At 59.8% G+C, this 25,455-nt stretch carries 30 protein-coding genes; 8 read left to right on the top strand and 22 right to left on the bottom strand.

The genetic code is table 11. The features are described from left to right. Positions 1-10 precede the first annotated feature (10 nt). The 5 genes from RPMA_RS12665 (at position 11) to RPMA_RS12645 (ending at position 2,923) form a co-directional block, all read left to right on the top strand. A complete protein-coding gene (locus tag RPMA_RS12665) occupies positions 11-385 on the top strand; it encodes a hypothetical protein (RefSeq protein ID WP_211913126.1) in 375 nt (124 codons plus the stop codon). A gap of 31 nt (positions 386-416) precedes the next feature. After that, on the top strand, positions 417-635 hold the full coding sequence (locus tag RPMA_RS12660; protein WP_211913125.1) for a hypothetical protein: 219 nt from the start codon (positions 417-419) through the stop codon (positions 633-635). A gap of 290 nt (positions 636-925) precedes the next feature. Next, positions 926-1,090, top strand: a complete 165-nt coding sequence (locus RPMA_RS12655; protein WP_211909136.1) for a hypothetical protein — start codon at positions 926-928, stop codon at positions 1,088-1,090. Between the two features lie 374 nt (positions 1,091-1,464). Continuing rightward, on the top strand, positions 1,465-1,668 hold the full coding sequence (locus RPMA_RS12650; protein ID WP_211913124.1) for a hypothetical protein: 204 nt from the start codon (positions 1,465-1,467) through the stop codon (positions 1,666-1,668). A 463-nt stretch (positions 1,669-2,131) separates the two neighbouring features. Beyond that, positions 2,132-2,923, top strand: coding sequence for an outer membrane protein (locus tag RPMA_RS12645; protein WP_211913123.1), 792 nt, complete (start codon positions 2,132-2,134; stop codon positions 2,921-2,923). A 677-nt stretch (positions 2,924-3,600) separates the two neighbouring features. Here the strand turns inward: RPMA_RS12645 and RPMA_RS12640 are convergent. Both RPMA_RS12640 and RPMA_RS12635 read right to left on the bottom strand, forming a co-directional pair. Next, positions 3,601-4,686, bottom strand: coding sequence for a helix-turn-helix domain-containing protein (locus RPMA_RS12640; RefSeq protein ID WP_211913122.1), 1,086 nt, complete (start codon positions 4,684-4,686; stop codon positions 3,601-3,603). A gap of 8 nt (positions 4,687-4,694) precedes the next feature. After that, positions 4,695-5,282, bottom strand: a complete 588-nt coding sequence (locus RPMA_RS12635; protein WP_211913121.1) for a hypothetical protein — start codon at positions 5,280-5,282, stop codon at positions 4,695-4,697. Between the two features lie 883 nt (positions 5,283-6,165). Between RPMA_RS12635 and RPMA_RS12630 the strand changes: the two genes are divergently transcribed. Then, on the top strand, positions 6,166-6,375 hold the full coding sequence (locus RPMA_RS12630) for a hypothetical protein (RefSeq protein ID WP_211913120.1): 210 nt from the start codon (positions 6,166-6,168) through the stop codon (positions 6,373-6,375). A gap of 112 nt (positions 6,376-6,487) precedes the next feature. Beyond that, complete coding sequence (locus tag RPMA_RS12625) at positions 6,488-6,718, top strand: hypothetical protein (RefSeq protein ID WP_249225652.1); 231 nt, start codon at positions 6,488-6,490, stop codon at positions 6,716-6,718. 370 nt (positions 6,719-7,088) lie between these two features. On the opposite strand, the gene RPMA_RS12620 is transcribed toward RPMA_RS12625, so the two are convergent. The 16 genes from RPMA_RS12620 to RPMA_RS12545 all read right to left on the bottom strand — a co-directional run bounded on the left by RPMA_RS12620 (position 7,089) and on the right by RPMA_RS12545 (position 21,493). After that, on the bottom strand, positions 7,089-7,376 hold the full coding sequence (locus RPMA_RS12620) for a septal ring lytic transglycosylase RlpA family protein (RefSeq protein ID WP_211913632.1): 288 nt from the start codon (positions 7,374-7,376) through the stop codon (positions 7,089-7,091). Positions 7,377-7,585: 209 nt separating this feature from the next. Beyond that, positions 7,586-7,951 carry a hypothetical protein gene (locus tag RPMA_RS12615; RefSeq protein ID WP_211913119.1) on the bottom strand — a complete coding sequence of 122 codons (366 nt, stop codon included), beginning with the start codon at positions 7,949-7,951 and terminating at the stop codon, positions 7,586-7,588. Continuing rightward, positions 7,936-8,349: a hypothetical protein gene (locus tag RPMA_RS12610; RefSeq protein ID WP_211913118.1), complete on the bottom strand. Its 414-nt coding sequence runs from the start codon at positions 8,347-8,349 to the stop codon at positions 7,936-7,938. Before RPMA_RS12610 ends, RPMA_RS12615 begins: the two co-directional genes overlap by 16 nt. Beyond that, positions 8,346-8,573, bottom strand: a complete 228-nt coding sequence (locus RPMA_RS12605; RefSeq protein WP_211913117.1) for a hypothetical protein — start codon at positions 8,571-8,573, stop codon at positions 8,346-8,348. Before RPMA_RS12605 ends, RPMA_RS12610 begins: the two co-directional genes overlap by 4 nt. After that, positions 8,557-8,811: a hypothetical protein gene (locus RPMA_RS12600; RefSeq protein WP_211913116.1), complete on the bottom strand. Its 255-nt coding sequence runs from the start codon at positions 8,809-8,811 to the stop codon at positions 8,557-8,559. Before RPMA_RS12600 ends, RPMA_RS12605 begins: the two co-directional genes overlap by 17 nt. Further along, positions 8,811-9,230 (bottom strand): hypothetical protein, encoded by a 420-nt coding sequence (locus RPMA_RS12595; protein ID WP_211913115.1) that lies wholly within the window; start codon positions 9,228-9,230, stop codon positions 8,811-8,813. The genes RPMA_RS12600 and RPMA_RS12595 overlap by 1 nt, the downstream gene beginning before the upstream one ends. Before the next feature lie 277 nt (positions 9,231-9,507). Further along, positions 9,508-10,047, bottom strand: coding sequence for a hypothetical protein (locus RPMA_RS12590; protein WP_211913114.1), 540 nt, complete (start codon positions 10,045-10,047; stop codon positions 9,508-9,510). 235 nt (positions 10,048-10,282) lie between these two features. Further along, the gene (locus tag RPMA_RS12585; protein WP_211913113.1) at positions 10,283-10,912 is read right to left on the bottom strand and encodes a hypothetical protein; all 630 of its coding nucleotides are present in this window, start codon (positions 10,910-10,912) and stop codon (positions 10,283-10,285) included. Between the two features lie 9 nt (positions 10,913-10,921). Next, positions 10,922-13,357 (bottom strand): hypothetical protein, encoded by a 2,436-nt coding sequence (locus tag RPMA_RS12580; RefSeq protein WP_211913112.1) that lies wholly within the window; start codon positions 13,355-13,357, stop codon positions 10,922-10,924. A gap of 18 nt (positions 13,358-13,375) precedes the next feature. Beyond that, complete coding sequence (locus RPMA_RS12575; protein ID WP_211913111.1) at positions 13,376-13,954, bottom strand: hypothetical protein; 579 nt, start codon at positions 13,952-13,954, stop codon at positions 13,376-13,378. A 482-nt stretch (positions 13,955-14,436) separates the two neighbouring features. Next, positions 14,437-15,198: a DUF2793 domain-containing protein gene (locus tag RPMA_RS12570; RefSeq protein WP_211913110.1), complete on the bottom strand. Its 762-nt coding sequence runs from the start codon at positions 15,196-15,198 to the stop codon at positions 14,437-14,439. Position 15,199: 1 nt separating this feature from the next. Then, positions 15,200-16,903 carry a hypothetical protein gene (locus tag RPMA_RS12565; protein WP_211913109.1) on the bottom strand — a complete coding sequence of 568 codons (1,704 nt, stop codon included), beginning with the start codon at positions 16,901-16,903 and terminating at the stop codon, positions 15,200-15,202. Next, positions 16,904-17,431, bottom strand: a complete 528-nt coding sequence (locus RPMA_RS12560) for a DUF6950 family protein (RefSeq protein ID WP_211913108.1) — start codon at positions 17,429-17,431, stop codon at positions 16,904-16,906. Continuing rightward, complete coding sequence (locus RPMA_RS12555; RefSeq protein ID WP_211913107.1) at positions 17,416-17,973, bottom strand: hypothetical protein; 558 nt, start codon at positions 17,971-17,973, stop codon at positions 17,416-17,418. Before RPMA_RS12555 ends, RPMA_RS12560 begins: the two co-directional genes overlap by 16 nt. Beyond that, entirely contained in the window at positions 17,973-18,626 is a 654-nt protein-coding gene (locus tag RPMA_RS12550) for a hypothetical protein (protein ID WP_211913106.1), read from the bottom strand. The genes RPMA_RS12555 and RPMA_RS12550 overlap by 1 nt, the downstream gene beginning before the upstream one ends. Before the next feature lie 65 nt (positions 18,627-18,691). Next, complete coding sequence (locus RPMA_RS12545; RefSeq protein WP_211913105.1) at positions 18,692-21,493, bottom strand: phage tail length tape measure family protein; 2,802 nt, start codon at positions 21,491-21,493, stop codon at positions 18,692-18,694. Positions 21,494-21,526: 33 nt separating this feature from the next. On the opposite strand from RPMA_RS12545, the gene RPMA_RS12540 reads away from it, so the two are divergent. Continuing rightward, positions 21,527-22,510 carry a single stranded DNA-binding domain-containing protein gene (locus tag RPMA_RS12540; RefSeq protein WP_211913104.1) on the top strand — a complete coding sequence of 328 codons (984 nt, stop codon included), beginning with the start codon at positions 21,527-21,529 and terminating at the stop codon, positions 22,508-22,510. On the opposite strand, the gene RPMA_RS12535 is transcribed toward RPMA_RS12540, so the two are convergent. The 4 genes from RPMA_RS12535 to RPMA_RS12520 form a co-directional block, all read right to left on the bottom strand. Continuing rightward, positions 22,495-23,202 (bottom strand): hypothetical protein, encoded by a 708-nt coding sequence (locus RPMA_RS12535; RefSeq protein ID WP_211913103.1) that lies wholly within the window; start codon positions 23,200-23,202, stop codon positions 22,495-22,497. The genes RPMA_RS12540 and RPMA_RS12535 overlap by 16 nt on opposite strands. Positions 23,203-23,213: 11 nt before the next feature. Continuing rightward, complete coding sequence (locus RPMA_RS12530; RefSeq protein ID WP_211913102.1) at positions 23,214-23,456, bottom strand: phage tail assembly chaperone; 243 nt, start codon at positions 23,454-23,456, stop codon at positions 23,214-23,216. A gap of 125 nt (positions 23,457-23,581) precedes the next feature. After that, positions 23,582-24,028: a hypothetical protein gene (locus tag RPMA_RS12525; protein ID WP_211913101.1), complete on the bottom strand. Its 447-nt coding sequence runs from the start codon at positions 24,026-24,028 to the stop codon at positions 23,582-23,584. 133 nt (positions 24,029-24,161) lie between these two features. Beyond that, positions 24,162-25,415, bottom strand: coding sequence for a phage tail tube protein (locus RPMA_RS12520; protein WP_211913100.1), 1,254 nt, complete (start codon positions 25,413-25,415; stop codon positions 24,162-24,164). Positions 25,416-25,455 lie beyond the last annotated feature (40 nt).

Below are 25,455 nucleotides of genomic sequence, written 5' to 3'. Positions count from 1 at the left end.
GGAGATTGCAATGTCCGAACTGATCAAGCTCGCTGAATGGTGCGAGAAGGCCAACGGCAGCGACCGCAAGATAGACGATCGCATCAAACTCGCCGTCGCCGCTATCATGTTCGCCAGCGGCCAGTCGAAGGATGCCGCCATCGCGGCGCTGGGCGGCGATCTGCACGCCGATCCCCTGCCCTACACCTCGTCGATCGACGCGGCGATGAAGCTGATCCCGCCCATCCACTCCTTTGGCATGGGCGACCTCAATGAGGATGGAAACGCATGGGCCTGCGTGACGGATCGTGCCGGCGTCGATTACGCCTCGACGAACGTGACGGAGCCCATCCTGGCCCTGTGCGCTGCGGCTCTGCGAGCGACCGCCGCCTACCCGACAGCCTGACACTCCCCCACAACCACCGTTGGAGCCCAATATGACGCCGGCAGAGTACGAATGGGAATGCGAATTGGCCGAGACCGAGATCAATGGCCTGATGCGCGAATACCCTGACAAGGCCGCACAGGCTCGCGAACGGCCCGAACTGATCGGCTGGTTCGTCAGCCGCGCAATCAAGAACCTTGGCAGCACCACCAGCGACGGCCGAGATATGATAGAGCGCCTGGCCAACGAACTGTTCGCCCGGCCGGTCTAACGCTCTGCCCCCACAACCGCCACGCCTGTGCTAGGATGCAGGCAGATGGAGAGATCATTCGTGAATACTGGGCACTTCCAAGTCGTCGGTACCAACATCCATACCGGCAGGTCATGGGATGAGGTAATCTGCAACGACATGCGATCAGCCCTGATCTCCGCTTTCGAAGCCAGCGACACCAAGTCGATCAGAATGACAGTCTACGACCATTTGGGGGTGTGGTGCGGTGAGGTCGGGCCGAGCCGGAATAAGCCACCGCGCAACCCACGCCAGCTGTGATGGAGTAAGTAATGGCCGAGAGTGATGATCAGCACTACGACCGATTGAACGCTATTGAGCGTGTAAAGGCCGCCCTCGCGAAACATGTCGCGGGCCAGACGTTTGATGCAGACCCTGCCGACATTGCTATTCTGGCCGAAGAATATGACCGGCTCCGGTCGGGCCTACCCCGCTGATGGAGTGACAGCAAACTAGACGTTTCCTTTCGTCCCGCTTTCTAACAGCCACCGCATCGCATGCGCTCGGGTGGTGAACAGCCCCACGAGTTGCTCGACGGCACCGTAGGGCCAGTGAACATCGATGACGAATTGCCCATCATCCGTTTGCCGAACTTTGTACTCTGGGCCCGGAAAATTGTTGAAAGGTTCCACCTGCTCGTCCCTTGTATTGGGCGGGAGCAGTTGGCTCTCAGTCACCGGTAACAGCCACGAACAGGCCGGGGATGACCGACGCTATCTGATCGCTGAACGCTTGTATGCAAGGAACTTGCGAGCGCGGAAGTCGCTCTGACTCTCATGGAATAGGATGGAATGGACGGCGGAGGCGCTAAATGAAAACTTTGGACATCAGCGGCGGAGCTGAACAAACTATCTTGGACGGGTTTGAAGCCTATGCGCGCGGCATGAGATGTCGAGACAATCCGTACACTGCTAACTCTGATCGCTGGCACTGGTGGGACCGAGGGTGGCACGGCGCCGAGGAAATCGATCCCTTTCGCGGCTCGAAGAATGAAGACAGATCATTACCGAACTAACGAGTTCCGTAACCGCTTAAGCGGTTGCCGATTTCGCTTACGAAGGACGCGGCGGCCTCTGCGAGACTGCGCAATTCTTCGGAACTGCGAACGGCCTGGTTGCTCTGAGAAACTTGTTCAAACCGCGAGCCCGGTTCTCTTCTTGCTGGACGTCGTACTTCCTTTTTCAACGCATTGTGACGCGTGCTTTGCGCTAGCGACCGAGTTTTTCATCGGCGGTGTACAATTATACCTCGAAGTTTTGATAGTATTGGAATACGCGAGCCTCCAGTTTTGGCGGCATTCAGTAACCGCTTACTATACTAAAATACCCAGCGGGATCAGCGACCGACCTTTTGTCTATGAACAATCGCGCGCAATCGTAGGTTTTATTTAGGAGAGACTGTTGCACAACCGTAACAGACAAAACAGCGCGAATACGTGATCCTCATGCAGCCTTCGGGTTGCAACTGAGGAATTGGAAATGAAAACACTTTTGCTTGCTACGACTGCCCTCGTTTTTGGTATTGCGTCAGCTAGCGCCGCCGATCTGGCCGCGCGTCCGTATACGAAGGCCCCCGTGATGGCGCCGACCTGGAATTGGTCCGGCTTCTATTTCGGCGGCAACGTTGGATACGGTATTGCTCACAACGAAACTGCGCAGGGCATCTTCGCCGGCACGCCGCCGACCGTTCTTCTCGGCGCAACCACCGGTCCCGTTGCCTCTGACGGTGTGATCGGCGGTGTTCAGATTGGTTGGAACACCATGTTCGCGCCTTCCTGGTTGTTCGGTATCGAAGCCGATATCCAAGGCGCGGATGTGAAGGGTCAGCAGAGGTTCGTATCTGGCCTGCTGTTCACGCCAGGCGACTTTGCCGCAGTTGAGTCTCGCCTTAACTGGTTCGGCACGGTTCGCGGTCGTCTCGGTTGGACCGCTACCCCTGAGACGTTGATTTACGTGACCGGCGGTCTCGCTTATGGCGAAGTTGAAACCCGCAATTCCAGCTCGTTTGATATCGGTGGCGGCGTGCGAGAAAATGCAGCCGCTTCGCTGAAGTCGACAAAGACCGGTTGGACCGTTGGCGGTGGTATTGAATCGCGCCTCTGGAACAGCAACTGGACTGCTAAGGCAGAGTATCTCTACGTCGATCTCGGATCGCAGACGCTCGTGAACTCTACTGGTCCGGTGACTGCCTTTGCTCACGGTTCAGACGTCGAGTCTCGGACTCACATCATCCGCGCGGGCCTGAACTACAAGTTCAATTCCTGGAATTGAGCTAGCCTACACTCCAGAAAACAAACTCAAAGCCCCGGCCTGGCCGGGGCTTTTTTTACGATCCTTCTAAGGGCCCCGCGCTCGCGAATAACGACCGCCATCTCATCTGTTAAACATGCGTCAACGCTGGCTGCGTTATGGAGCCGCATACTCAACAACCATTCTCTTTCGGAGCGGCGCGAATGCCCCTTCCCCTTTGCCCCAAGTGCCGCCACGCCATGAATTTCGAGCGTGTGGCAAGCGAGTTCATCTGTCATCGATGCAAGTCTGCCGAGAGAGATCTGCTTACAACCACTGAGGAAGACGAAGTTGTCCGCAAGTGGCCCGTAACCGCGATTGCCTAACCAGGCAGATTTACGATCGATTATCTACGTTTCTCGCACTGCTGGACATCTCGGAACTAAGTACCTCTCCCTCCATTTTTGTCATCGGAGCAAAATTGGTGGGGCGAGATGTATATGCATCAGGTGTTCAGTGTCTGCGGGTCTCACATCGCATGCCACCGGCCCATCCCGAATAATTTAAGCGTAGAAGACGCGCGGGCATATGCCAGCAAGCTTGCGACAGACTGTGTCATCGAGCTGTGGAGAGGCGATGAGTTGCTCGCCTCCTACGGTCCAGAACGGGCTGTCGAAGAGGGCTAGTCGATGACTACGATTTTGACCAAAGAGCGTGCATCATTTGATGATGCGAAGACCGCGGGGCTTTGGCGCATCTCCGGGCAATGCGTCGAAATCGTAAAATGCTGGAAACTCAGCCTGCTCCATTGTCAAAACCTTCGCGAGATCTGAGACAGAATATCCGAGCGTTTCAATATGAGTGCTGAGGAGCGTCTTGACGATTGTCGGCTTTTCACGAGGGAAGTCGAGTTCGGGAGGCTCCGAAGTCCTGATTTTAGCCATCGAAAATTGCTGCCAAAGGTAGTTCTTTTGAGCCGCAGTCAATTTGCCAGATCGATCGGCCGCAAATACTAAGCTCGCCATAGAGACACGCCACACTCGTTTGAGTGCAGCAAGTCGTGGCAGGTCAACTCGCCCTGCTCCAAAATGCGATCGGACATCTTGCGTTGGGACCAAGAAGCAACTGGCAAACAGATTGGCCTCCTTCTCCATATTGGGAGACGGAAACCGATGCATTATTATGTGTCCAAGCTCGTGACAAAGAGTGAACCGCATCCGATCAGCTGGTTGATCTTTGTTCAAAACGATCAGCGGCGGGAGACCAGGCACGCGGAAGGTCACACCCGAGATGGATGATCCCCCCATCTCCGAATGCACAATAATGATGCCAGCTTCCTCAAGTATGTGGGTTACATCTTTCAAAGGACCCGCAGGCAACATCCAATGGCGGCGAAGCACGCTCGCCACCGCTTCGGCATCGCCGTACTCGTCGATATCGAGAGAGGGTACAGTTCTGACCGGATTGATGTCAGCAGCTTGCAGCAAACGTCGCAAGTGCATCACCCTGACGTTGAGCTCTGCGACGACAGCGTCAAGCTCTCCGGCCGAGACTTCAGCCTTCTTTCGCCACATCGGATGCACAGACACGGGGGCGCCGTAGATGGTGTCGGTCAGACTAAAAAATTCATCAGGCACCCCGAACACTTTCGATGCCTTCGCCAGAAATACCTGAGATGGCTCTTTCGCGTCATTTTCGATCCGCGACAGATCGGAGGGCGACACAGACAGCTTTAGCGCTGCCTCGTTCTGTCGAATCCCCCTCCGCTGCCGCGCGAGGCGCAGCATTGCTCCCGAAATAGGCATCAAACATCTCAGTCTTTAGAATCGGCTTTCCGCGCGGTCTTTACAGTAACCAACGGGATTGCGCGATGCTGCGGGGGCATATCGGGCAAATCGAAAGGCATCTGAACCGTAACAGGCTCGCTACCCATGGGATAACCCCACAGCCGACGCTTACCGTCGCGAGCGGTTACCTCGACGCGGTCCAATTTTGTACGAAGCTTATTTTCATACCAAAGAAGCTCGACCTTCTTGACTTGAGGCATCCCCCACAGTTCGACATCGGCGTCGATAAAATCGGAATTTGCCTTCGTATCAACGTTACTCCCAAGGCCTCGATCTGATCCGTGCTTAAAGCGCAGCAAGACCTCATCGGCAAAAAGGTAACGGACACTCTTATCGTGCTCGATCTTGTGCACTCTCGGCATTGTATCGAGCACGGAGGAGGCCTCCTGCACGATGAGGTCATGCATCAAGCCAGTGCCGGTGCGGGAAAACACCAGCGTGGGCCATTCGGGATTGCTCATGAGACGATCCCAAGCTCGCAGATGGATGCCCATCAGCGGATCCTCGAAATCCTTCAGTACAGCGTGGACTTCCTCGGGCTCTGGCTGGCTCAACACAGCGACTCTCTTCGTTGAAGATACATCACCGTATCGGATCAATTCGTAATTTCAACTTAAAAATTTCAGAAACCTTGCCAAAGAGTTTCACGCTCTTGAGCAACCTGCGACGTGCGCTGGAACCGCCGCACCACGCCCGAATTATGCTCCGAAACAACGCCTTACAGGGACGGAGGAGCAATGGCGCGCAATTCTAATAAGCTCTGGACTGACGAAGATGATGCGAAGCTGCGCGCTCTGGCCGACCGAAACGTATCCCTTATGAAGGCTACAGCCGCGATGCGGCGCTCGCAAGTTGCGGTCCGACGACGCGCCTCAGATCTGGGGCTCATTTTTCTCAGCCCAACTCAGGAACGTGACAGGCTTCGCGCGGCCATGTCCGCGGGCGTTTAACCGAGTGGACGCCGAGCAGCTCACCCTCCGGAAGACGACCTTTGACGGCATCTCATACGACGACGACTGGCTCGTCATGTGGCAGGGCTTGAACGTTGGCCGCATCCTGAAACAGTCAGGGGTGACTGTAGGCGTGCCATCATGGTTCTGGGGATCAACATCTCTGGCATGCCGCAGCCGGCCCACTGGAAGGGCAACGGGACGGGCTTGGCCGACTGTCAGCGGCAGTTCAAGGCGGCGTGGGCGACTGTCCGCGCGGGCCTGAGCGACGCGGAGATCGAGGCGTGGCGAAGACGGAATGCCGCGACTGACGCCCGGTTAGGCTTCCGCGCTTAGCAGAGCCCGACTCCCAAACACCGATACAAGGACCTATATTGAGCGCTTAGTAGCGTTGCGTTTGGAGTTGCGTATGTCTTGGGACAGGTTGTTGCCATCCCCTATCCCCGTGCCAGGCGGGAAGCCGCTCGTAACCCTCAGGGATGCCGGGATGCTGATCCAGAAACTGCCGAAGGATAAGGCGTTGAGCGCGCGATGGCAGGCCGCGATCGAGGCTCTCATGCTGGCAGCCGAAGACCGCGGGCCGCTAATGCACGCCGAGGTCGGGCTCCGGAAGGCACTGCATCCCCGCGAGCCTGTGTACGATTCCAGCCGCAAAGACCCGCACTGGGGGCGCAGCAAGCTGGCGCGGGACCGATGAGCGACCAGATCGGCCCCTTCAGCTGGTTACGGCTGCTGATCGCCTTGGCGGCTACGGCGGCCGTCGTAGGCGGCACCGTCGGATCGTTCATGATCGCATTGGGGATGATCAAATGACGCCGCGCCGCTTAGCAGATCGGATGGCTTCCCGGCACGCGCGGCTTACTGGCGACGGCTATGTGCGGGAGACCTTCACCCTGCCCCGCGACGCTGCCCGAGCCAAGGCACGGGAGATCCTGGAGCGCTATCCAGCCGGCGGTTATTCGACCACGGTTGAGTTTTGGCGCCAGCTCGAGGATGGCCAGATCGAGTTCACGATGCGCCGCTTGCCGACGGCGGACTGAACTCAGCGCCTCAGCTCTTGGTTTCGCTTCGCGCGCTGAGCCAGATCGCTGGAGGCCGAGACGCGGCGTATTGTTGCCTGCACTCGGATTGCCGCCTCACTCCGCTTCAGCTGCTTAGCAACCTTCGCGATCGACACTCCATCCCGCAGCAGAGCGACCATCTTTTCGATGTCGTCTTCAGTCCATTTTCTTCGAGGCCGCATAGTCAGTTTCATCGCCATGCTGGCGGTTTAGCAAGCAGCGCCCGATACCGGCAAGCACACAAAAAAGGCCCGCCCGCGGGATCTGCGGAACGGGCCAGTTTCGTTGAGGCGCCAGAGACGAAGAACGGGCTTCGTCACCAGCTATCCGGGCTCATTCCCGGATTCGGTCATTCCACCGTGACGCGCGCCAGCCCGCCCATCCCGATCGCGCGCGCCGCGGCGTGGCTGAGATCGATGCAGCGACCACGGACGAAGGGCCCGCGGTCATTGATGCGGACCGTCACAGATCTCCTATTGGCCAGGTTCGTCACCGTCACGCGGCTGCCGAAGCGCCTGGTGCGATGCGCGGCCGTCAGGGCATGGGTATTGAACCGCTCGCCCGAGGCCGTCCGCCGGCCGTGGTAGCCGTCCCCAACGCCATAGTGGCTGGCGACGCAGGATTCGACTTTCGTCATAGTCACGTCGATCGAGCGGACGCCCGCGAAGATGTCCTGTGAATAACCAGGCGCAGACGCGAAAAGGCAGGCGCAAACGAGCGCCGCGGCAAAGCGGATCATTGATCTTTCCTATGGTGGTGATGCAGGATTTCCGGGCTGAGGATTGACCTCAATCGCCCTTGGCGAGGCCCGGCGCGTGCCTAGATTCGATCACGCGCCGGGTCACTTCATTTCGCGTCTTCGACAGCGCGGCGCAGCTCACGCACCTCATCGACCATGTCATTGCCGAGCTTGATGAGGCGCGACGAAGCCTCTTTCATCTCTTGACGATTTTCGATGGTGATCAGCGCGACCTTGTCGGCCGACAGAGCTAGGCGATCGATTGAAAGCGTGAGCCCGTTGATCGAGCCGCTGTCCGCCATAAGAGCGGAAATCCCCGCCACCCCTGCCGCCCGTTCGGGCTCTCCTTTTCGACCGCCACGCGCAGCCGAGAGGTAGCCAAAAATAGCGATGAGAATTCCGCTGATGCCTCCGCCGCCGATGATCGCGGCGATAGCGCCCCACCCTTCAAGAGATCCTACAGGCGAACCCATCGTTGCAGAGCTCCAGAGTGGTAAGAGTCACGAGCGCTGCGGAATGCACTATAGCCCTCGAAGCCGATAAAGACCGGGAACCACAGCAGCCCGGCCGGCATCGGACCTGAGTTTGCCGTCATGAAGAGAACACAAAGCAACAGCCACCAGACTATTCCGAAGATAGCACAGATCGATCGAATAAGCGGCGTCCGCTTCCATGACCCATTGATGTAAAGCGCGACAAATCGCACGCCACCAATCGCCAGCGACCATGCGGCCCAGACGAATTCTGGCGCCCACTCGCTCAGGAGTCGATATTGCGGCAGCGACATGGTGTTGCCGGGAAGAAGCAGCCCGACGCCCCATGCGAACATCATGGCGGCGAGTAGCCACTCGACCGATCGTGTCTGGGTCATCTGGACGACCCATAGGCTTTGCACTGGTCGCGAAGCAGCTTGTAGTCCGCGATCATGCCCGGCGCCGCTGCTGAAGGGTCTGCCTTCAATAACCCGCGAAGCTCGGCGCCGACCTTTTGCGTCGTGGCAGTGTCATAGCTCCGCAGCGGCGGACACTTGGTCTGGACGACAACCTCCGGCGCATCTGCCGGGAACTTGCCAGCCGCGTCAGAAGGTGTCGCCACGCTCCATCCCAGCAACGACAGCGCTGACATCAGGGCGATTGACCGCCGCTTCATTCGCACGACGCTCCGCATCGGCGCTCTCCTTGTTGATGGTGGATGTGGTTTCGGCGCGGCCGAGATCATAGAGATTGTTCTCGGCACGCTTGCGGGCGAGCCAGTCATTGAAGCCGGCACCGAAGGCGTTGAACAACGCCTCCAGCACCTTCAGCAGCGCGGCTCCGGCGAGCCCCGTAAACATCAGGTCGCCTGGCTGACGGCTGCGGGGACCGCTGCGTCACTGGCCGCGGGCTCGAGGTTGAGCCGTGCCCAGATTTTCTTGGCGAGCCCCTCTGGACCACCCGCCCACGACTGCAGCCAGCCCGGGGCGTTGTCGACTGCATACTGAAGCGCCTTGGCGAGAACCTCATTGCCGACATCCACAGTCAGCGTCTTGTCCTTCACGGCGCCCTGGACGGCGTTCAGGCCGTAGCCGACGGCGTTCTGGATAAGAAGCTCGACCCGGGCGTTTCCGAAGATGGCGACGATGTTCGCCGGCAGTTGCCGGAGCGCCCAAGCGGCGGCCAATCCGATGATATAGGCGAGCGCCTGAGCGACGGCGCCAGCTGCGCTACCCCAGCCCCAGACAACCTTCGTCGTCTCACCGGTGGCCTGCGCCACGGTCTCGGGGCAGCATCCGCGGCAAGCGCCAGCACCGGCGCGGCCACGATAAACAGGGCAGCCGCGAGGGCCGCCAGGACGAAGCGTTTCATTGTTCACCTACGATTTTGAGGGTTTGCCCGGTGCCGCCGGGCGGCGGGAACTTTAGAAAGCGGTGCGGCGTTTCATGCTCGGAAACCGCGGGAATTCAGATGCTTTCGACAGACGAGAACATGGGCGCCGTAGACTGGCTGATTGGCCTGTCGATCCTGGGCGCCGCCGTGCTTGGGTTCTTGCTCTAAACCGTCAGCGCGTAAGGGATGGTTTTCTGCCCCGCACGCGCCAACTGGTCTTTGACGTTGGCGATGAACGCCGGCCACTGCGCCGGAACGATCGTCTGGCAGCCCAGCGAGCTTGTGGTGTTCACGCCGCCACGATGGATATTGATGCCAAAATAGCCGGTCTCGGCACCCTCACCATCCCGATCGACCGTTACTTTGTCGGCCTGCACCAGCGCCTGGTACTGCTGCGCCTTCGGCTTGCTCAGCCCGTGAATGCCCAGCCGATACGACCAGAGGCCTGGGCGCAGGCTCGCAATGTGCTTTCGAAACACACTCGGATCGGTGTTGGCGTTGTAGGTGCTGAAGTGGTTCGGCCCGACAAGGATCATGGCATCGTCGTAGACGCCGCGATCGTTCACCTTCGGCTTTCCCATCGTGTCGAGGTAATAGCCGCGCATCCCGACAAGGAACACAGGTTGGCTTATCTTGAGCCCGGCGACTTTGGCGATGAGAGCGTCGCGGGTGATCTGTGGCAGGCTTTTGGGGACGATGCTCATTGGTCTTGCTCCTTGTTCGAAAGTGATCGGAACTGGCCAGAAGCGCTCGCGACTATCGGCGGATATGCCCGGGGTGGCCGCACGGGCTATCGCTGCGGCATGGAACGCCGCCACGACATGATCGCGATTGCTGCAATTTGGATTCTGACGCTGGTCGGCGCCGCCGGGATATTCTGCGCCGCGAGCTCAGCCGGGCTTTTCCGGTAGGGCTCCCGCGGTCTTCAGCGGCGACTGCCTATCGAAGGACGATGACGTCGACCGGAATGGTGACGGCCGCCCCAAGCGTCACGAGTTGCGGAAATGTCACCGACAACTCAATCGTATTAGCATCGCTGGCGCGCGCATCGCCGAGCGTGAAGGATACCGGAACCGTAACCTTCGGCGTGATGATCACCACGTCACCAGCGGCGACGCCCGCGACGGTGATCGTCTGGATCTTCTTTCCAATCAAGGACAGGCCCGCCGACACCGTCAAGCTGCCGGATAGGCGCCACACCTTGTTTGGTGCTTCTGCATTCTGCGCGCTCAGCGCATTCTTCAAGACAACAGCCTTGCCGTAGAACGGAGGCGGCGAAGAACACGCCTGCCCGTCCAGCACCGCGATCTGGCACTGGACGTCGTAAACCTGGCTACGGATCACGATGAGAGTGACAGTATCCGAATATGCAGCATCATCCGTCGCTGTAACCCGGTTAGCCTGCAGAGAAGATGAGAGGCTATCTGCACGACTAAGCAGGTCGTTGAGCTTCCCAACAAGATCGGCGCGGTTATTTGCCTTCGCTTGCGTTGCCCCTACAGGCTGAACCACAGTCTGGGCTGCCGCCGGCGAGACGAGTAAAAAAAAAGCTAGCGCATATTTTATCATGGCAGCACCTCAGCGAGCGGTGACTGAAGTCACGTAAAAATTGACAGCTTTACTATTTACAGTCTTAAGCCTGGCGCCGAATGAAGACCCCGACACGGAGCAGAGTTGATCGACAGATTCCGCGACTTTCCGCTGAGCCGCCCCACCCGAAAAGTTAGATACGGCCGAAAGAGATGCAGGGGTCCAGTTTGCCCCGCCATTGCACGTCACTTCAGCGGTGATGTCGGTGTTCAATGTCACAGAAACAAGAGGATCGTATTCGATCAGAAGGCGTCCGTTGGTGACCGTTGTGTCGGATGACTGATACGTCGTGACCAATGTCATGTTGTTCACGACGATCGGCGGGGTCTCATAAAACTGCAGTTCAGCTACAATAGCGGAGTTACTACCGTTACCATTGATCATCACCTGGTGATATCGGTAGGCGGTAGACGTATCGATGCCGGTGTTAAATGTGTAGTCCGTATTGGCGGCGGCGCCCGTCGACCCACTGGTGAATAGATCGACCCATGTAGTGCCGTTGTTCGACCCCTGCAGTTTGACGGTCGATGCGCCACCCACATTCATAAGTGCTAAATTTGACGAAGTAGAAAGCACAAATTGAGTGATGAATTTTGCGTTTCCAGAACCCCAGTCTTTCCGGATGCCCGCAGCATAGCTTCCCGGATGCACGCCATTGCTATTGGTCGTTACACTGCTGCCAGATGCGTTATGCAGATTTCCGTCGAAGGCCTGTGAGACAATACCGCTGGTGCCGCCACTATCGCTCATCCCGACGCCGGAGGCCGTTCCGGTCGCGCCGGGAATCAGAAGCTGGGAGCCCCCCGATCCCGAAGGAGCGACATACCCGCTGGCTGTGACGACGTTGTAGTTCGACGACGCCCCGGAGTTGACCCCGTCAGAGGCCTTATAGCCATCGGCGAAGGCATTTATGAAGCGCCGGTATCCGCCGAAAGTCTTAGACTGATAACCACGCTCAAGCAGAATGTTCTGGCGGTCGGCATCGGAAAGGCCGCCGCCGCCACCACCCGACTGAGTGACCCAAGTTCCGCCAGCACCGAGCACCTTGTTGGCCGCAGCATCGCCGGCGCCCGGCGCAGGAACGAGGCCCTTCGTGCCGCCGGAGCCGGCATCGCCACCCATAGTATTGAGCAATGCGGTCGACTGAGCAGAGGTGCAGTCATCTGGAGATCCTGTGCCAGCCGTGGTGCGACACTTGAATGTCGCATTCGGCATCGTGGCAAGTTCAGTATTGCTAACTAGCGTACCGACCGACCATGCATCGGTCCCGGTGCGCCGTGCGATGCCGGTGCTGCTCAGGGCCTCCAAGGCCGCTAGATCATTGGCGAGAACGAACGTTGGATTTCCTGCAACGCCGGCCGGGTTGGTGATGGTGAAGCCGGCGGCCGGCGCCGTCATGACGCGCGCGGCTCCCGTTCCAGCGCCCGTGCGCGCCCAGAAACCATCGGTCGAATTGGCGGCCAATGCGTCCAGATCGGCGTCCCATGCCTGGACGTTCGTCCCAATCACTGTGCCGGCGAGCGTGCGCAGCGCCGCCGCATCGGCCGCGTTGGCCACAGACCTGCCAAAGCTGGTGCAGTCGACAGTTGCTGCAATGCCGGCCCCGGTGAAGTAGAAGCATTTGTTAGCGGCCGATGTCAGGCCCGCCAACGCCGCCAGCTCGGCGTCATAGGCCTGCACGTCCGTGCCGATGACCAGGCCGAGCGTTGAGCGCATACCGGACGCGGCGGTGTTGGCTACCAGCGTACGCGCCAATGAGCTGAAATCCGCAAGCGCTGCCGTTCCAGACCCGGTGAAGTATGGCACCTTGTCTGCAGCGCTGGTGAGACCGGCAAGGGCGACGAGCTCGGCATCGCCGACATTCAGGGTGCCTGTCGCGAACGACAGCAGCGATCCGATTGAAACGGCCGACCAGGTATTGGCCCCTGAACGATAATAGATCGTATTGGTGCCGGAGAGCGCCGCCAACGCATCGAGGTCTGCGTCCCACGCTTGAACGTTCGATCCGATCGACACCCCCAACGTCGCGCGCGCGGTCGCCGCATCAGCGTCGTCAAGCAACGACCGGGCGAAGGCGGTGAAGTCTGTCAGGCCATAGGTCGCCGAGGCCGTCCAGTATCCAAGCCGATTGGCTGCAGTCGTTGCGTTGGCGATTGACGTCAGGTTCGCTGGCAGATCGGCCGCGGCAATGACCCGACAAGTAGGCGCCGCCCCGCTGCCAGTGCCAACCAAGAACCCGGTGCAACCATACAGCTGAACGGGGGCCGTGCCGTTACCGAACACCAGCTTGTTGGCATCAAGGGAATTGCGCCCGCTCCCGCCCTTTGGGACCGATAGCGGAGATGACCCCTCCCCAGTCTGGCCGAAAGCAGGCGCGCAGACGAGCGCGAACGCGAGGGCAAAAGCCCAGCGAGCCATTCTCATTGATGTATCCTTGCTTGCTTAGAACCAGCCGGTGCCGTCGGCACGAGGCGTCAGCGTAATTTGACCGCCATTGCCATCGATGATTGGGGTGTAATCTACGGTCCCAAACACCTTCTCTCCCGATTGCGGGACGATAGTGATGTTGTTCGTGTTGGCGTCGCCTTTGCCATCCACAATCTTGACAGCCTTCGTGCGATCAGCAGCCGGAGGCAAATTCACCGTCGTAGCCGCTGCCACTGTCTTGTCGATGACAACAATGTCCGCATCGTCAGCAGAGACCGTTACGGCGCCAGATGCCACAACAAGCCGCTGCGTCGTTGAGGTGTCGATCGGCACCTTCTTGAAGCGATTTCCATCGAGATCGATGATACAGTTAACACCGTCATCCGGCGTTGTCGTGTCGCCGGCGTCCAGATCGAAGTTGTTCTGAAGCGAGCGCACATATATTCCCCCGAACTGGCCCGAAAGCTTCGTGTTGCGCACCTCGGTTGGATTTCCGAGTTTGATACGGGCGCGGTCCTTCTCATAGCTTCGAAGCGCAGCTTTGCTGACTGCCACCCCATCGACAATAACCAGATCAATCGGGCTCGCGGTCATGGCACGAATTCCTCGACACTCAGAATACGTCGCGTAGCGCTGTCATTCGAATAAGCACTATTAAAAATGCGGACGCTGTAATCGTGTGACGCCGCGTCAGATGCATCGATTTCGAAGTGCACTGTCGTGCCAGTGGCATTGCCATTCGCCACAAACACCCAGTCAATGGCGCTTGTTTCTGCACCTCGGAAGAGCCCTATCGACATACTGGTATTAGCGACCGTGCTTGAGAATCGATAGCAAAACCGCAGTACATTTCCTGCCGTCTTCGCGGCGTAAGACAGCGTTTTTGAATCGAAATAGCAGATGTTGCTCGAGAGTGGTGGATCGCTTGGATTGTAGCCATAGCTGCCACTGCCGCCGGCTGACGCGCTGCCCGAAACCGTTCTAACGCTCTTCCGTCCGATCAGCGCGCCGCCTGCCGATAGCCACTCCGTTCCGTTGAATGTGTAAGAGTTGTTTAGCTCTTTATTATAAGCGCTTCATCCATTTGACGGGTCATAAAGCGTGAACGTGTTCGCGATCTCGCAGATAGCAATGTCACCATCTCGACCTGACCAAGCGCCAGTCGCCGATGGGCCGACGATGTAGGCGGTGCCGACCGTAGCTGTGCCTGGCGGCGAAGTGGTGGTCTGGTTCTCGACGATAATCCTTTTGCCGAAGTTGATCGCAGCAGAAAGGGGGATTGAATTTGGGGCCGTGGTCTGATTGCCGAAGCCTGACACCCATGCGCCGCCAGCATTGCGGTGATAGTACGTGTCCACATCCTCGACATAGATGAAGCGGCCAATGCCAAATACAACGAACTCCCATCCTCGAGCGGTCCTGACAGCGATGTTGCCGTCTTTACCTGCCCACGCCCCTGTTGCGGCGCTGGCCACTAGGTAGGCGTCACCAAGAGAAGGGCTTGCCGGAGGTGCCGTGTGGGTTCGGTCGATGACCGAATAGCAGAAGACGTCGGAACCGTCGCTCAGCTTGTACCGACGCCCCTCAGCCGAGACGAGACAGGTCACGCCATCATGAGCAGTGACCATGTCAGTCGGGTCATAGTGGAACAGCCGACCGAGAAACGTCATGTCGATAACGGCCGACCCCGAATCCGGATCGACCGCGATCAGATCCGTCGCGTTCTCATCGTCAGCCAGCACATACGGCATGCGAGCGGTGATCGCATTCCGCAATAGCTGCTTGTTCGCGCTCGCATCAGATGGGAGCGCGGCGACGGCGTCGTGGTTTACGGGCATCTCAGCTCACATCGAGAGGGGCGAGAACGAAAGGTTTTTCATCGACCGCGGCGCGATAGTCCGTCTCGATCGCAGCGTCGTATCCGACCAGCGACACGTTGATGGACGAGAAATTGTCCGCGAAGCTCCAGTCGGTGCACAGGTAGGTTCCGTTGGCGCTGGCGAAGAGGACACTGTCGAAGGTCACGGCGTTGCCGATCAGTTCCTCGGAGCAGTTGGCGAGCAGCAGCACGTCGCATTTGACGACCAGTTGCTTGCCAAGCCGCGCATTCTCCAGGAATGCCTTCTCGAGCCGTTGCGCCCGCCGGTGGTCCATCGTGAACGGCAGATCGAGCGTGGCATCGAGCAGTTCGCCATCGGCCGCCTTAAGATCATCCCTGGACAGCACCGGGCCATCGGCCGTCTGGTACTCGCGATCCTCTGCGACAAACCGGACCTTCAGCCGATTGATCAGATCTCGCTTCGGCTTGGCGGCTCGATAGTCCACGGCGCCTGTCAGCAAGCCATCATGGATCGTGACAACCGGCTGCCGCGGGATCGACGACGACGGCCATACCTTGCCGGCGCTCTGCAGCACCATTCCTCGGTTGGCTGAGAGCATGCCGGACACGATATTGGCGGGCGACTGGTTGAGCGTGACAACCCCGTCGATGGTGTGGCGGCGGATGTAGGTGCCGTCCAAGCACCACACCAGACCATCGTCCCAGTCCGCCGCGACGGCCGTCTTCGCCCAGTCGAAGCGACGGGGGTCGATGCGCCCGCCATAGCGCTGCGTCAGATAGTGCGCCTGGATCAGCGTAGCATTATTGCTGAATTCCCATGTCGCTTCAGCCGCAGCTACAGCCGCATCGTCGGAGGGGTCGAATTCCAGGACGTGTCCGGGACGGCGGGGATCTGGCACCGCCACACCGTCAACCAAGAAGTATGGATTCGGGCGCGACGATTGCCCCCAGAGCTCCGTATATTCCGTGTAGTCGGCGCCGTAATGGTAGCGAACGACAGCGGTCGCAATGCCGCGCTGACGAAATTCGGGGTCGAGATCAGGAAAGTCAGCCGCGAGGATCGGATCGATCGCCTGATTTGCATCACCGAGCCTGAGCGAGACCTTCAGGCGCCCCGGAAAGTTTGGCTGACCATAGACAGCTATTGGCGTCAGGATCGTGTTCGGAACAAGCGACTGAAACGCGATCTCTTGCGTTCCGATCCACATCTTGCGGAAGCTCGCGATCTTCTTCGCGCAGATCAGCCAGCCTTGGTAGAGATATGGTGGCTTCACCTCTTCAAAGAAGAGTGCGCCGCCGACCTGGGCGGTGCCGTAGATGATGCGCTTCGAAGGGATGGGCTGGCGCTCGTTGTATTTGATCGCTGTCGAATTGACCGCTGTCTCAGCTGCATATTGCGACGTAGCGATAGGTCCCGACCCTGATTTCTGCATCAGGGCCGAGGCCGCATAATTCACTGCGATCGACGCGCCGATCAGGACAGCGGTTCCTACAGCCCAAGACACGGCCGCCGGCACAGCCGTTGCTGTGAATACTCCAATGATTGCCGCACCGATCGAAATGGGCTCGGCGCTCAACGTGCGGCGCTGTCTGGCCGGCATCCGCTCGTACTGCTTAACGAGCTGGGTAAACTCCGCCGGCGGGTTATCGCGCTCCCAAACGCGGCCCAGCGCCCAAGACGCGACGTGCGGAGGAATGTTCATTCAGATCACAGCCCAAATGATGCGAACATTGGTCGACGGCATCGATGTCCAGCCGCGCTCGTTGCGACCTACGAACCAGCCAGGGGCACGGCAAATGACGACTGACAAGACACCCGACAGCACAGCGACACCAATGTCACCGACCTGCTCGCCTTCATTGATGCGCCGCCAGCCACGCTTCCGCGCTACAACCCGCGCAGCCGGAAGAAGGCCTCGACGGCCGATTAAGCGCCTCGCGCCAATACGGGTTCGATAGCGACCGCGAATGTGGGAGACCGGATCGCAACCAATCGCCACCTTGAGGATATTCGCGCACCACAGAACGCAATCATCCTTGCCCCAGACCATTTCGGATTGCGTCGCGGCATCCATCGCCGCCAGCAGAGCAATTTCAAGTTTCGCGCGCGAATTCCCGCTCTTTGCTACGGCCGCTTTCACGTTGACCTCAAACATAGCGCGATCCTTTGCGACGACCTCAGCCAACCGAGCCACCAAAACCGCGTCTGCCACCTTCACGTCGGCGTCCATTGGATATCCTGATTTTGAAGCGCCGGGATCATGTCAAGGCCAGAGTCGGTCGGATACGTCAGCTTTTGTTCTTCCGTGGTCCACGCATCGTCGAGGGCGCGTTCCAGCGTGTAGAAACCGGTGCGAGCCGTGATCGATATTGTGACCGTCCCGTCTTCCGCCGCCGAGAGAGACTGATAGTCGAGGACCGCATCGACGATCTGATACGGGTCTTTCTCAACCGTGTTGCCCTTCCCCAAGCAGGCCAGCCAGGCGCGTGCTCCAAGGTTGCGCACATCGTCATTGAGGCGAGATGCGACATCGGGATCGACGCCCGACAAGTTGAACTGCAACTCTTGAATCTGCAGCGCACTCGTCTGCTTGATCGGAGTGATAGACCCAAGCACTCCGGCCCCGGTCCATCGGTACCCATTCCATTGCAACGGTCCGATGCCGGACCAGAACCGAGCCGTCCCGTCGGGGTGCTCAATCTCAGCCAGCAGCGCCAACGGCTTTCGCTCGCGCAGCGCCTGCGCCATGCGCATCGTGATCGGCGGCGCCATTAGATACGCTCGATCGCTTCGATGAGGGAGAAGCCGAAATTCGCGGTGATCGGCGCGTTGATCTCCATCTCCGCCTGGCTATCGTCGATCAGGTGAAACACAGAGGTCGGATGGTCGAGTACGACCTGATCGCCGGCCGCGATATCCGCGCGCAGCGGCGGGCGAATTTCGACGCCGGTCTCGCCATCGGCGTTTGTCGGGCCATTCACCATCACCTGATAGAGGTGCGGGAAATCGGCTGGAATACCGTTCGGTCGGATCTCGAAGAGGTCACCGCGCCGGAGTGCTGGCACCAGCGATGCGGGCAACCCGCCGAGCACAATCGACGTGGCACCACGGGAGGCTGCGGCTAGGACGTGGCAGGTCGGCGGAATCAGGCCATCGACGAAGCCCGTGCCGTCCGTGAACATCGTTCCGTCCGACCAGACTGACGTCGTCGCCTGCCGCTCGCGGTTGTACTGGGGGATCAATCGGGACGCGTCGCCTATGCGGATGAGACCGGCCTGCCCGCCAAGGCGAGAGAAGAAGGCATCCATCTGCGGCCACACGTCGATGTCCTGTTGGATCGACGTGAGCTTCGGCATCCACAGCTGGGCATGCGGGCCGTACGCGCTATTGCCGCCAGCCCACGGCCGCGGAGACGTCTGTGACATCGCGCGCAACTGGAACCGCACGTTCGTGAATTGATACCACTCGCGAGGATACTCGTAGACCTCAGTCATCGGCCAAAGCCCGGCTTATTGGCCGCCGACTTAGCGACGATCGCCTCGACATTCCGCTCGAAGTTCTTGCGATCGTTCGCAACCACAGTCGCCAGGCGGGCGACCGACTGAGCGTCGCTGTTCGGGGCGTTAATGGTCGGATTGTAATTGAACACCATCGCCGGCCGGCTGTTGTCATTTCCTGCGCCGGAGTTGAACGGCAGAACCGGCCCGCCGTCGGCATAGCCGCGATGCAGGCGGTCGAGATTTCCGAGCCCAATCCGGCGGACCGACGATTGCGAGAACACGTATTCGCCAGCATGCACGAGGCCGGCCGGTTGATACTTCGATCCTGGGCCGGTGTACCCACCGTCCGCATAGAGGCCACCGGTACCAGTCAGGGAGAACCCGGTGCCGGCAGAAGACGCGCCGCCAATGCCTAGCAGGCTGAAGAGCCCACCGCCCGATCCGCCGAAGGCCTTCGACCACAGGCTGTCGATGGCCATATTCATGAGCTTGTCGCTGATCTTGTTCAGCGCGTTTGCACCAGCGATGCCGAGGCTTTCGAAGGCCGTCGCTCCGCCCTGAATCGCGTTACGGAAGTCAGACGCAAAGCTCTGAGTGATGCCCCGGGTAGTGTCGTTGATGTCGCGCAGAGTGTTATTGAGACGAAGCCCCTGCGCCTCGACGCTCGAAAGCCCCGTCGCTAGGTCGGGATAGATACCCTTAAGCTGCTGAGCGATAGCAACATCATTGGCGGACAGAAGCGCCGTCTGACGGCCGAAACTGATATTGTCGTTGACCGCGGCCTGGGCCGCAAGCTGAACGCGCTCCCCATACTTTCGGTTCAGCTCTTCGAGCCGCGCCATTTCGGCCTTATCAAATGCCGTGCGGTTCTGGGAAGCCTGCTGTTCGAGAGTTTGGCGCGCCTGAAGGTTCGCGCGCATTTCCGCCTGCTGGCCGATTGTCTTGCCAAGAAGGTTGATTTCAAGTTGCGCAGATTTGATGGTCTGCTCTCCGTAGAGCGCTCGAGCCCGTGCCTGCTCACCCAGCGACACCGTCACCGACTTTACGGCATTGTCGTAAGCTTGCTGACCCAGCGCTTGACGCTCTCCGTCCGTCATCTTTGAGCCGAGCGTCGACTCCAGCGATTGACGGCGCGCGATATCACCGCGGGCGCCGGGGGAGAAGGCTGTAAGCGCATCGCCAGCGATTTTGGCCTGATCGAACGACGACTGAAACGAACTCTTAAACTGCGTCGTGTTCGTATTCGCGATGCTCAAAGCCTTCGCGAGTTCCTCGTACGACATTCCCATGCGTTTGAGGATTTCAGACGCAGGGCCGCCGGTCGTCTGGACATCGACCATCGTCTTGACCAGCAGTTCCTGTTCGTTGCGCAGCTTCTGCAGCTGATCAATCTCAGGCAACTGATTGCGGACCGCCGCAGCCTGCGCAAATGACTGATTGCGCTGCTGAGCATCGACAGCAGCCTGACTGTACCGTTCGATCGCGGCTGTCAGCTCATCGACCTTGATGCGCTGCTGCTCGATCAAGTTGGTGGTGCCGAGTCCGCGATTTGCCGAAGACGATCGGCTCGCGGCAATGGCCTCCAGCTCCTGGAGCCGTGTCTGCGCTTGCTTAAGCTGCTCATCCAAACCCATCTTAAGGCCGATGCCCGTAGCGCGCGACGCGGCGGCGCCGATCTTGTCCCAAGCGTTCGACGCAGCATTCCCCAGAGCCATCCAGAATTTCGTAGAGGTGCTGACGGCGTCGCTTACGCCCTCCAGCCCGCTCACAACACCGGCCTGAAGCACGCGCTGCGCTTCCTGTACCCGGTTCTGCGCGACCAGGTTCTGGATGTTCCGCTGCATGGCGGCGTCAAGGAAGCCGAGCCGTGCATTCAGTTGATCGGCGCCGGCAACCGGGTCTGCGAACGCCTTGCCGAGCAGCTGAGCGGCGCCGGCAGCGTCAGTGCCGAACACGACGGAGATGTCATGCCCGATCTTGACGAGCGGCTCGAGGTTGTCGCGGCCGATCTTGCCAGTGGATGCCAGTTCGGCTGCGAAGGCTCGTGCCTCTGAAACCGACAGCCCCGTCGTCGAGGATCCCGACTGCGCAATGGCGTTGATGCTCGACAGGCTCTGCCCCGACGCCCGGCCGGAACCAAGCAGCGACATCTGTACTTTCTGCTGACTGTCGAGATAGGAGTTGAGCGCGAGCGACGCGACGCCGATCACCGCGGCCACACCACCAAACGCCACCCGGCCGACGGTCAGGAAATTGCCAACCGCCGTTGTCGCCTGCTTCATGAAGCCGGAGAACGAGCCTTGGCTCGACGCAAAGATATCGATGACCTGAGCAGCCTGCGAGGTCGCGACCTGCCCAACGCTGGCACCCATCGCCAGCATGGTGCCGACATCCTGCGCTTGGCGGCCCAGATTGATCAGTTCGTGTCGCGCCAACCCCATCTGCTTGACGTTGTCGTTCAAGCCACCATTGGCTGCGCGAAGACGCTCCGACGCGGCGGCCATGACAGCATTGGCCCGCTCCTGAAGTGCCGGGTTCTGCGCCACCGCAGCATTCACCATGCGCTGCGTCTTGTCGTATTCCTGTTGCGCGCGCACGGTTGCGACGTATCGCTTCTCGATGGCGTTAAACTTTTGATCGAGATTAAGGGTGGCCTTCTCCGTCTTCTGCGATTCCACCGTTACGTCGGCGAGCGCATCACCGACTTTGTGCAGAGACGCTGCCGCCTGATCGGCGCCGGGGGCACTGGTCTGGATCGTCAGCCGCCTTACAGCGTCTTGCGAGGTTGCCATTGGAATTCCTGAAATGGATCGAAGTGCGCGGTAATGGCGCTTGACTTACGGGTCTTTTTGACCCATAATCCGGGCATGGAAAACGCGCCGGACTCACTCACTGTTCTGACGGTTTCTCGCCTATTGTTGGCGACAAAATCGTACGTCCGCGACGGCGACGCGATCGGCCGGATGCCGATGAAGATGGCGAAGCGCTTCCGGGTTTCGCAGCGCAACTTCACGACCATTTTCGAACTGGCCGACATCCTTGAAAACCTGAATTCCGACCCGCGCAGCCTTGTCATTCGCGGCGAGCCGGTGCCGGGCCTCGATGTGAGCCAGCCCGTCCGGCGCCTCAAGTATTCCGACCCCAATCAGCTTGCGACTTTCCGTTCGAGCCCGATAGGCCAGCGCTGGATCTGCTTCGACTTCGACAAGGTCGCTTGCCCCGCCGGCATCGATCCAAAAACCGAGCCAGCAACCGCGATCAAGCACCTCATCAGCCTGCTGCCCGGCGCCTTCCATGGCGTGACCTGCTGGGCTCAGTGGTCCAGCAGCGCCGGCATCAAAGGCTGGTCTCAACTGTCGGCACACATCTGGTTTGTGCTCGACCGGCCCATCACCGACGACGAACTTTGGCTCTGGGGGCAATCGACCAGCGCACCAATCGACATTCGCTTATTCAACGCGGTGCAGCCTCATTTCACGGCCGCGCCGATCTTTGCTTTTGACGTCCCTGACCCCTGCCCTAACCGCTTCATGCTCATCGAAGGAGCCGCCGATGTCGCCCAAATTCGAGCCGCCGGCGCCGATGGATGCCGCAGAGATGCGGGACATCCGGAAGCAACTCGGCCACAATCAGCACGAGATGGGACAGCGCCTAGGCCTCAAGAGCCAAGACCCGCGCCGGCAAATCTCGCGATGGGAAGCGGGAGAACCCATCACCGGGCCAGTCGCGATAGCGGTTCGGTCCTTCCTTCCGAAACGCCGCTCCTGAGTGAGCGCCTTGCGATGCAATTCCGTCAGCGGTTCAACTGAGACACAACGATCGCCGGATAGGTGATCGCCGCGCCTGCCACGCGATCGGGGCGCTGGCGGGAGCTGTATATCGCCTTCCCGCCCTTGAAGTGCCGGGACCGCTGATTGAATTTCAGCCGATACGCATCGTTCAGCGAGATAAACCGCGATTGGATCTTCACGTTCTTGAACAGCGCCTTCGCGTCTCGTCCAGTGCGCTCATAGATACGGTTTGGCACCTGGATCAGAAAGTCGCGACCGGTATCCGTCTTCCCCACTTCAAGGATGCGCGAGTAAGGCACAACGTTGACGAAGGTGTATTCCTCCGCGACCGGTACATTCTGACTGACCGCAACCTCAACACCATCTGCGAAAAGCGTATGACCTCGCAGGTAATCGCCCTTCACGCGCGGCGACCGATCTTCGAGCGTCCGCGCGATCCAGATCAAGACATCGCCGACGATCTCCCACTCCGCAATGATGGAACCGCCCGCCGGCCGCACTCGCTCGAGAGGAGCGTTTGCGACGCCATCGACGGTCACCGTGCGCGGCGGGATGCGACCCAATATCCGCTGATTGGTCGCATCTGCCTCTGCAATCGCATCGCGGGCGAACGCCGCGGCAGCTTTGCCCTGCGCTTCTGGCGTCAACAGATCGCTGATGATCAAATTGATGTCGGTGGCGACCGAGTCAATTCGCGTCCGCACCGCCATCCGGAATCACCCTACGTTGCTGGTGGTTTCGGCTTCTCTTCGCTCAGCACGGCTGCGCGCAGGTATCCGAGCCGGACAATGGTCCTGGCCTCCCATGGCTCAAGCTCGATGCCCATTTGCATCCGCCAGGCTGCGAGCCCTTCCCACGTCACCACCGGCGGAGCCATGCCGCTGATCGCAAGACCCATCGATATCTCGAAGAACCACTCCCAGAGATACAGCAGAAGCGCTGGCGGCTCTGGCCCCTCCGGCATGACCGGCCGCTTGACGGAGCGCCCCAGTTTTTTCCACTGCCGCGCCGCGGACTCGTCGTGCTCGCGTTGGGACGCCCCGTCATTAAGTTTCTTGGATCCCCGAAACTCATGCTCGGCGAAGGCGACTAGCTCTTCGACGAGCCTTTCATAAAATTTGCCTCGTTGGCCACATAGACCCAAGCCTGGCGGCGCAGCCACGCGGTTTCGGGACTGGCAAACAATTCGTTCGCATTTTCCTTACTGAAGGGCACGTCGATCACGCCCTTGTCAGGACCGACAAGATGCCAACCCACCGCCAAAGCCGAGAGGCGTTCGGCTTGCTCTGCAGCCATGTCCTCATTCTCAGCTTCGGCGCGCAGTTCAGCGCGGCTGCGCTGGCGGAACCCCTTGCGAACCGCTTCCGTCGTCTTGCGGCGATCGTAGGCGCGGCCGGGCTCGGAATCCCACGGCAGGAATTCGATGTAGGCGACATTGCCGGCGCCGTCGGTCAGCGGGTCGATCTCGCCCGGCAGGATGATTTCCATGCGGGCACTCGTGCTGGTGTTCACGCCCAGCGAGGCGAACTTGTTCATTTCTCATGTCCTTTGGCGGAAGGGCGGAGCCGGATGAGCCCGCCAGCCCATCCGGTCCTGTTGCGCGCAACTGCACGACGGCCCGATTTACGGACGCGCCGAGCGGCTTTCCCCGTGACGGCGGGGATCAGGCTCAAACGATTTCGGTGTCGCAGATCTGAATTGTGGTCGATGCGATGCCGGTCGTGCCTTCGGCCGCAGTGGACTTAAGGGCCTGGAACGGCAACGTGATCGACTGCCCTCCCTCACCGGTCGTCTGCAGGTCAGCGCCGCCGAGTTTGACGCGGGGCAGATAGAACGACATCGCCGGCGCATCGACCGAATTCTCGGTCGTCAGGAACGCCAGCACCTCGATCGAATTCTCATTCCGGAAGTCGTTGATCAGATCGGCATTCTCGAACATGGCAGTCAGCTGGCCGGTCACATTTGTACGGCCAAGAAAAATTTCCGGCACCAAATTCGATCCGACGACGGGATCGGCGCTCGGGTTGAGCTGCATCTGAATGTTCATTCCGGTGACTACGGCGACGGTCTCGCCGGCCACGCGGAGTAACCCGTTGACCGCCGCAGTGATGCCGGTCGTCGTTTCCGCCGCTGGTGCGGTGAAGAACGGCGCCGCGACACCCTCATACATGGTCATGTTGCGGCCCATGAGGTCGAAATCAACCGTGCCCATGCCGCTGGCCGGTAGCTGGACGTTGAAGCCGCCGACACGGCACTCCGTGAAGAGCCTCGCGACATCGACATCCGAATTCCAGATTTCGACCGCATACTTGCGACTGACAAAGCCGGATGACGGCACAATCAGACGCTTGCCCTGCGCGGTGAAGGTGAACGACGTGTCAGCGCTCATGGTGTCGGGCGCCGGATAGACGGTCATTTCGCGATTACTGGTGCCACCGAAGCCGAGGATCAGGAACCGCTTGCCGTTGTTGTCGGGATCCGAAAGATCGGTCGCCTCGAACACCATGCCAACGCGGAAACCTTCGGTGACGGGATTGCCTCCGGTGAAGGTGAACTTGTTAGAGGCATTATCCGCAGACACGCTCGTCATATCGGTCTGATCAATGACGACCGGAGCAATCCACGAGCCGCGACATGCGGCCTCGAAGAAATCGGCGTAGGTCAGAGGCGAGAGCTCGCCGGATATATTGCCCTGAACGCGGCGCACGCCGTGGCGATAGTCGGCGATCTGCCGGTCTCCGCGAATTTCTGCCGATTGGTAGGTGTCCTTCGACAGCGCGAGCGACGACGAAACGCGGCGCAAAATCTGACCGCCGGAAGCTCCGGGATCGGTCCCGAACGCCGGCTCGACGCCGGGGGTGATGACGCCGGTCGAATGAGCCTTGTAGGCGATGCGCGCGCTTACGCCTTCCGCGAGGGCCATGTCAGTTCTCCAAGATGGAATGAAGCCGGACAGCCGGCGG

Source organism: Tardiphaga alba (genome assembly GCF_018279705.1).
GTDB lineage: Bacteria > Pseudomonadota > Alphaproteobacteria > Rhizobiales > Xanthobacteraceae > Tardiphaga > Tardiphaga alba.
Note: the sequence above shows the minus strand (reverse complement) of the source record. Positions and strands in the feature narration are given on the sequence as shown.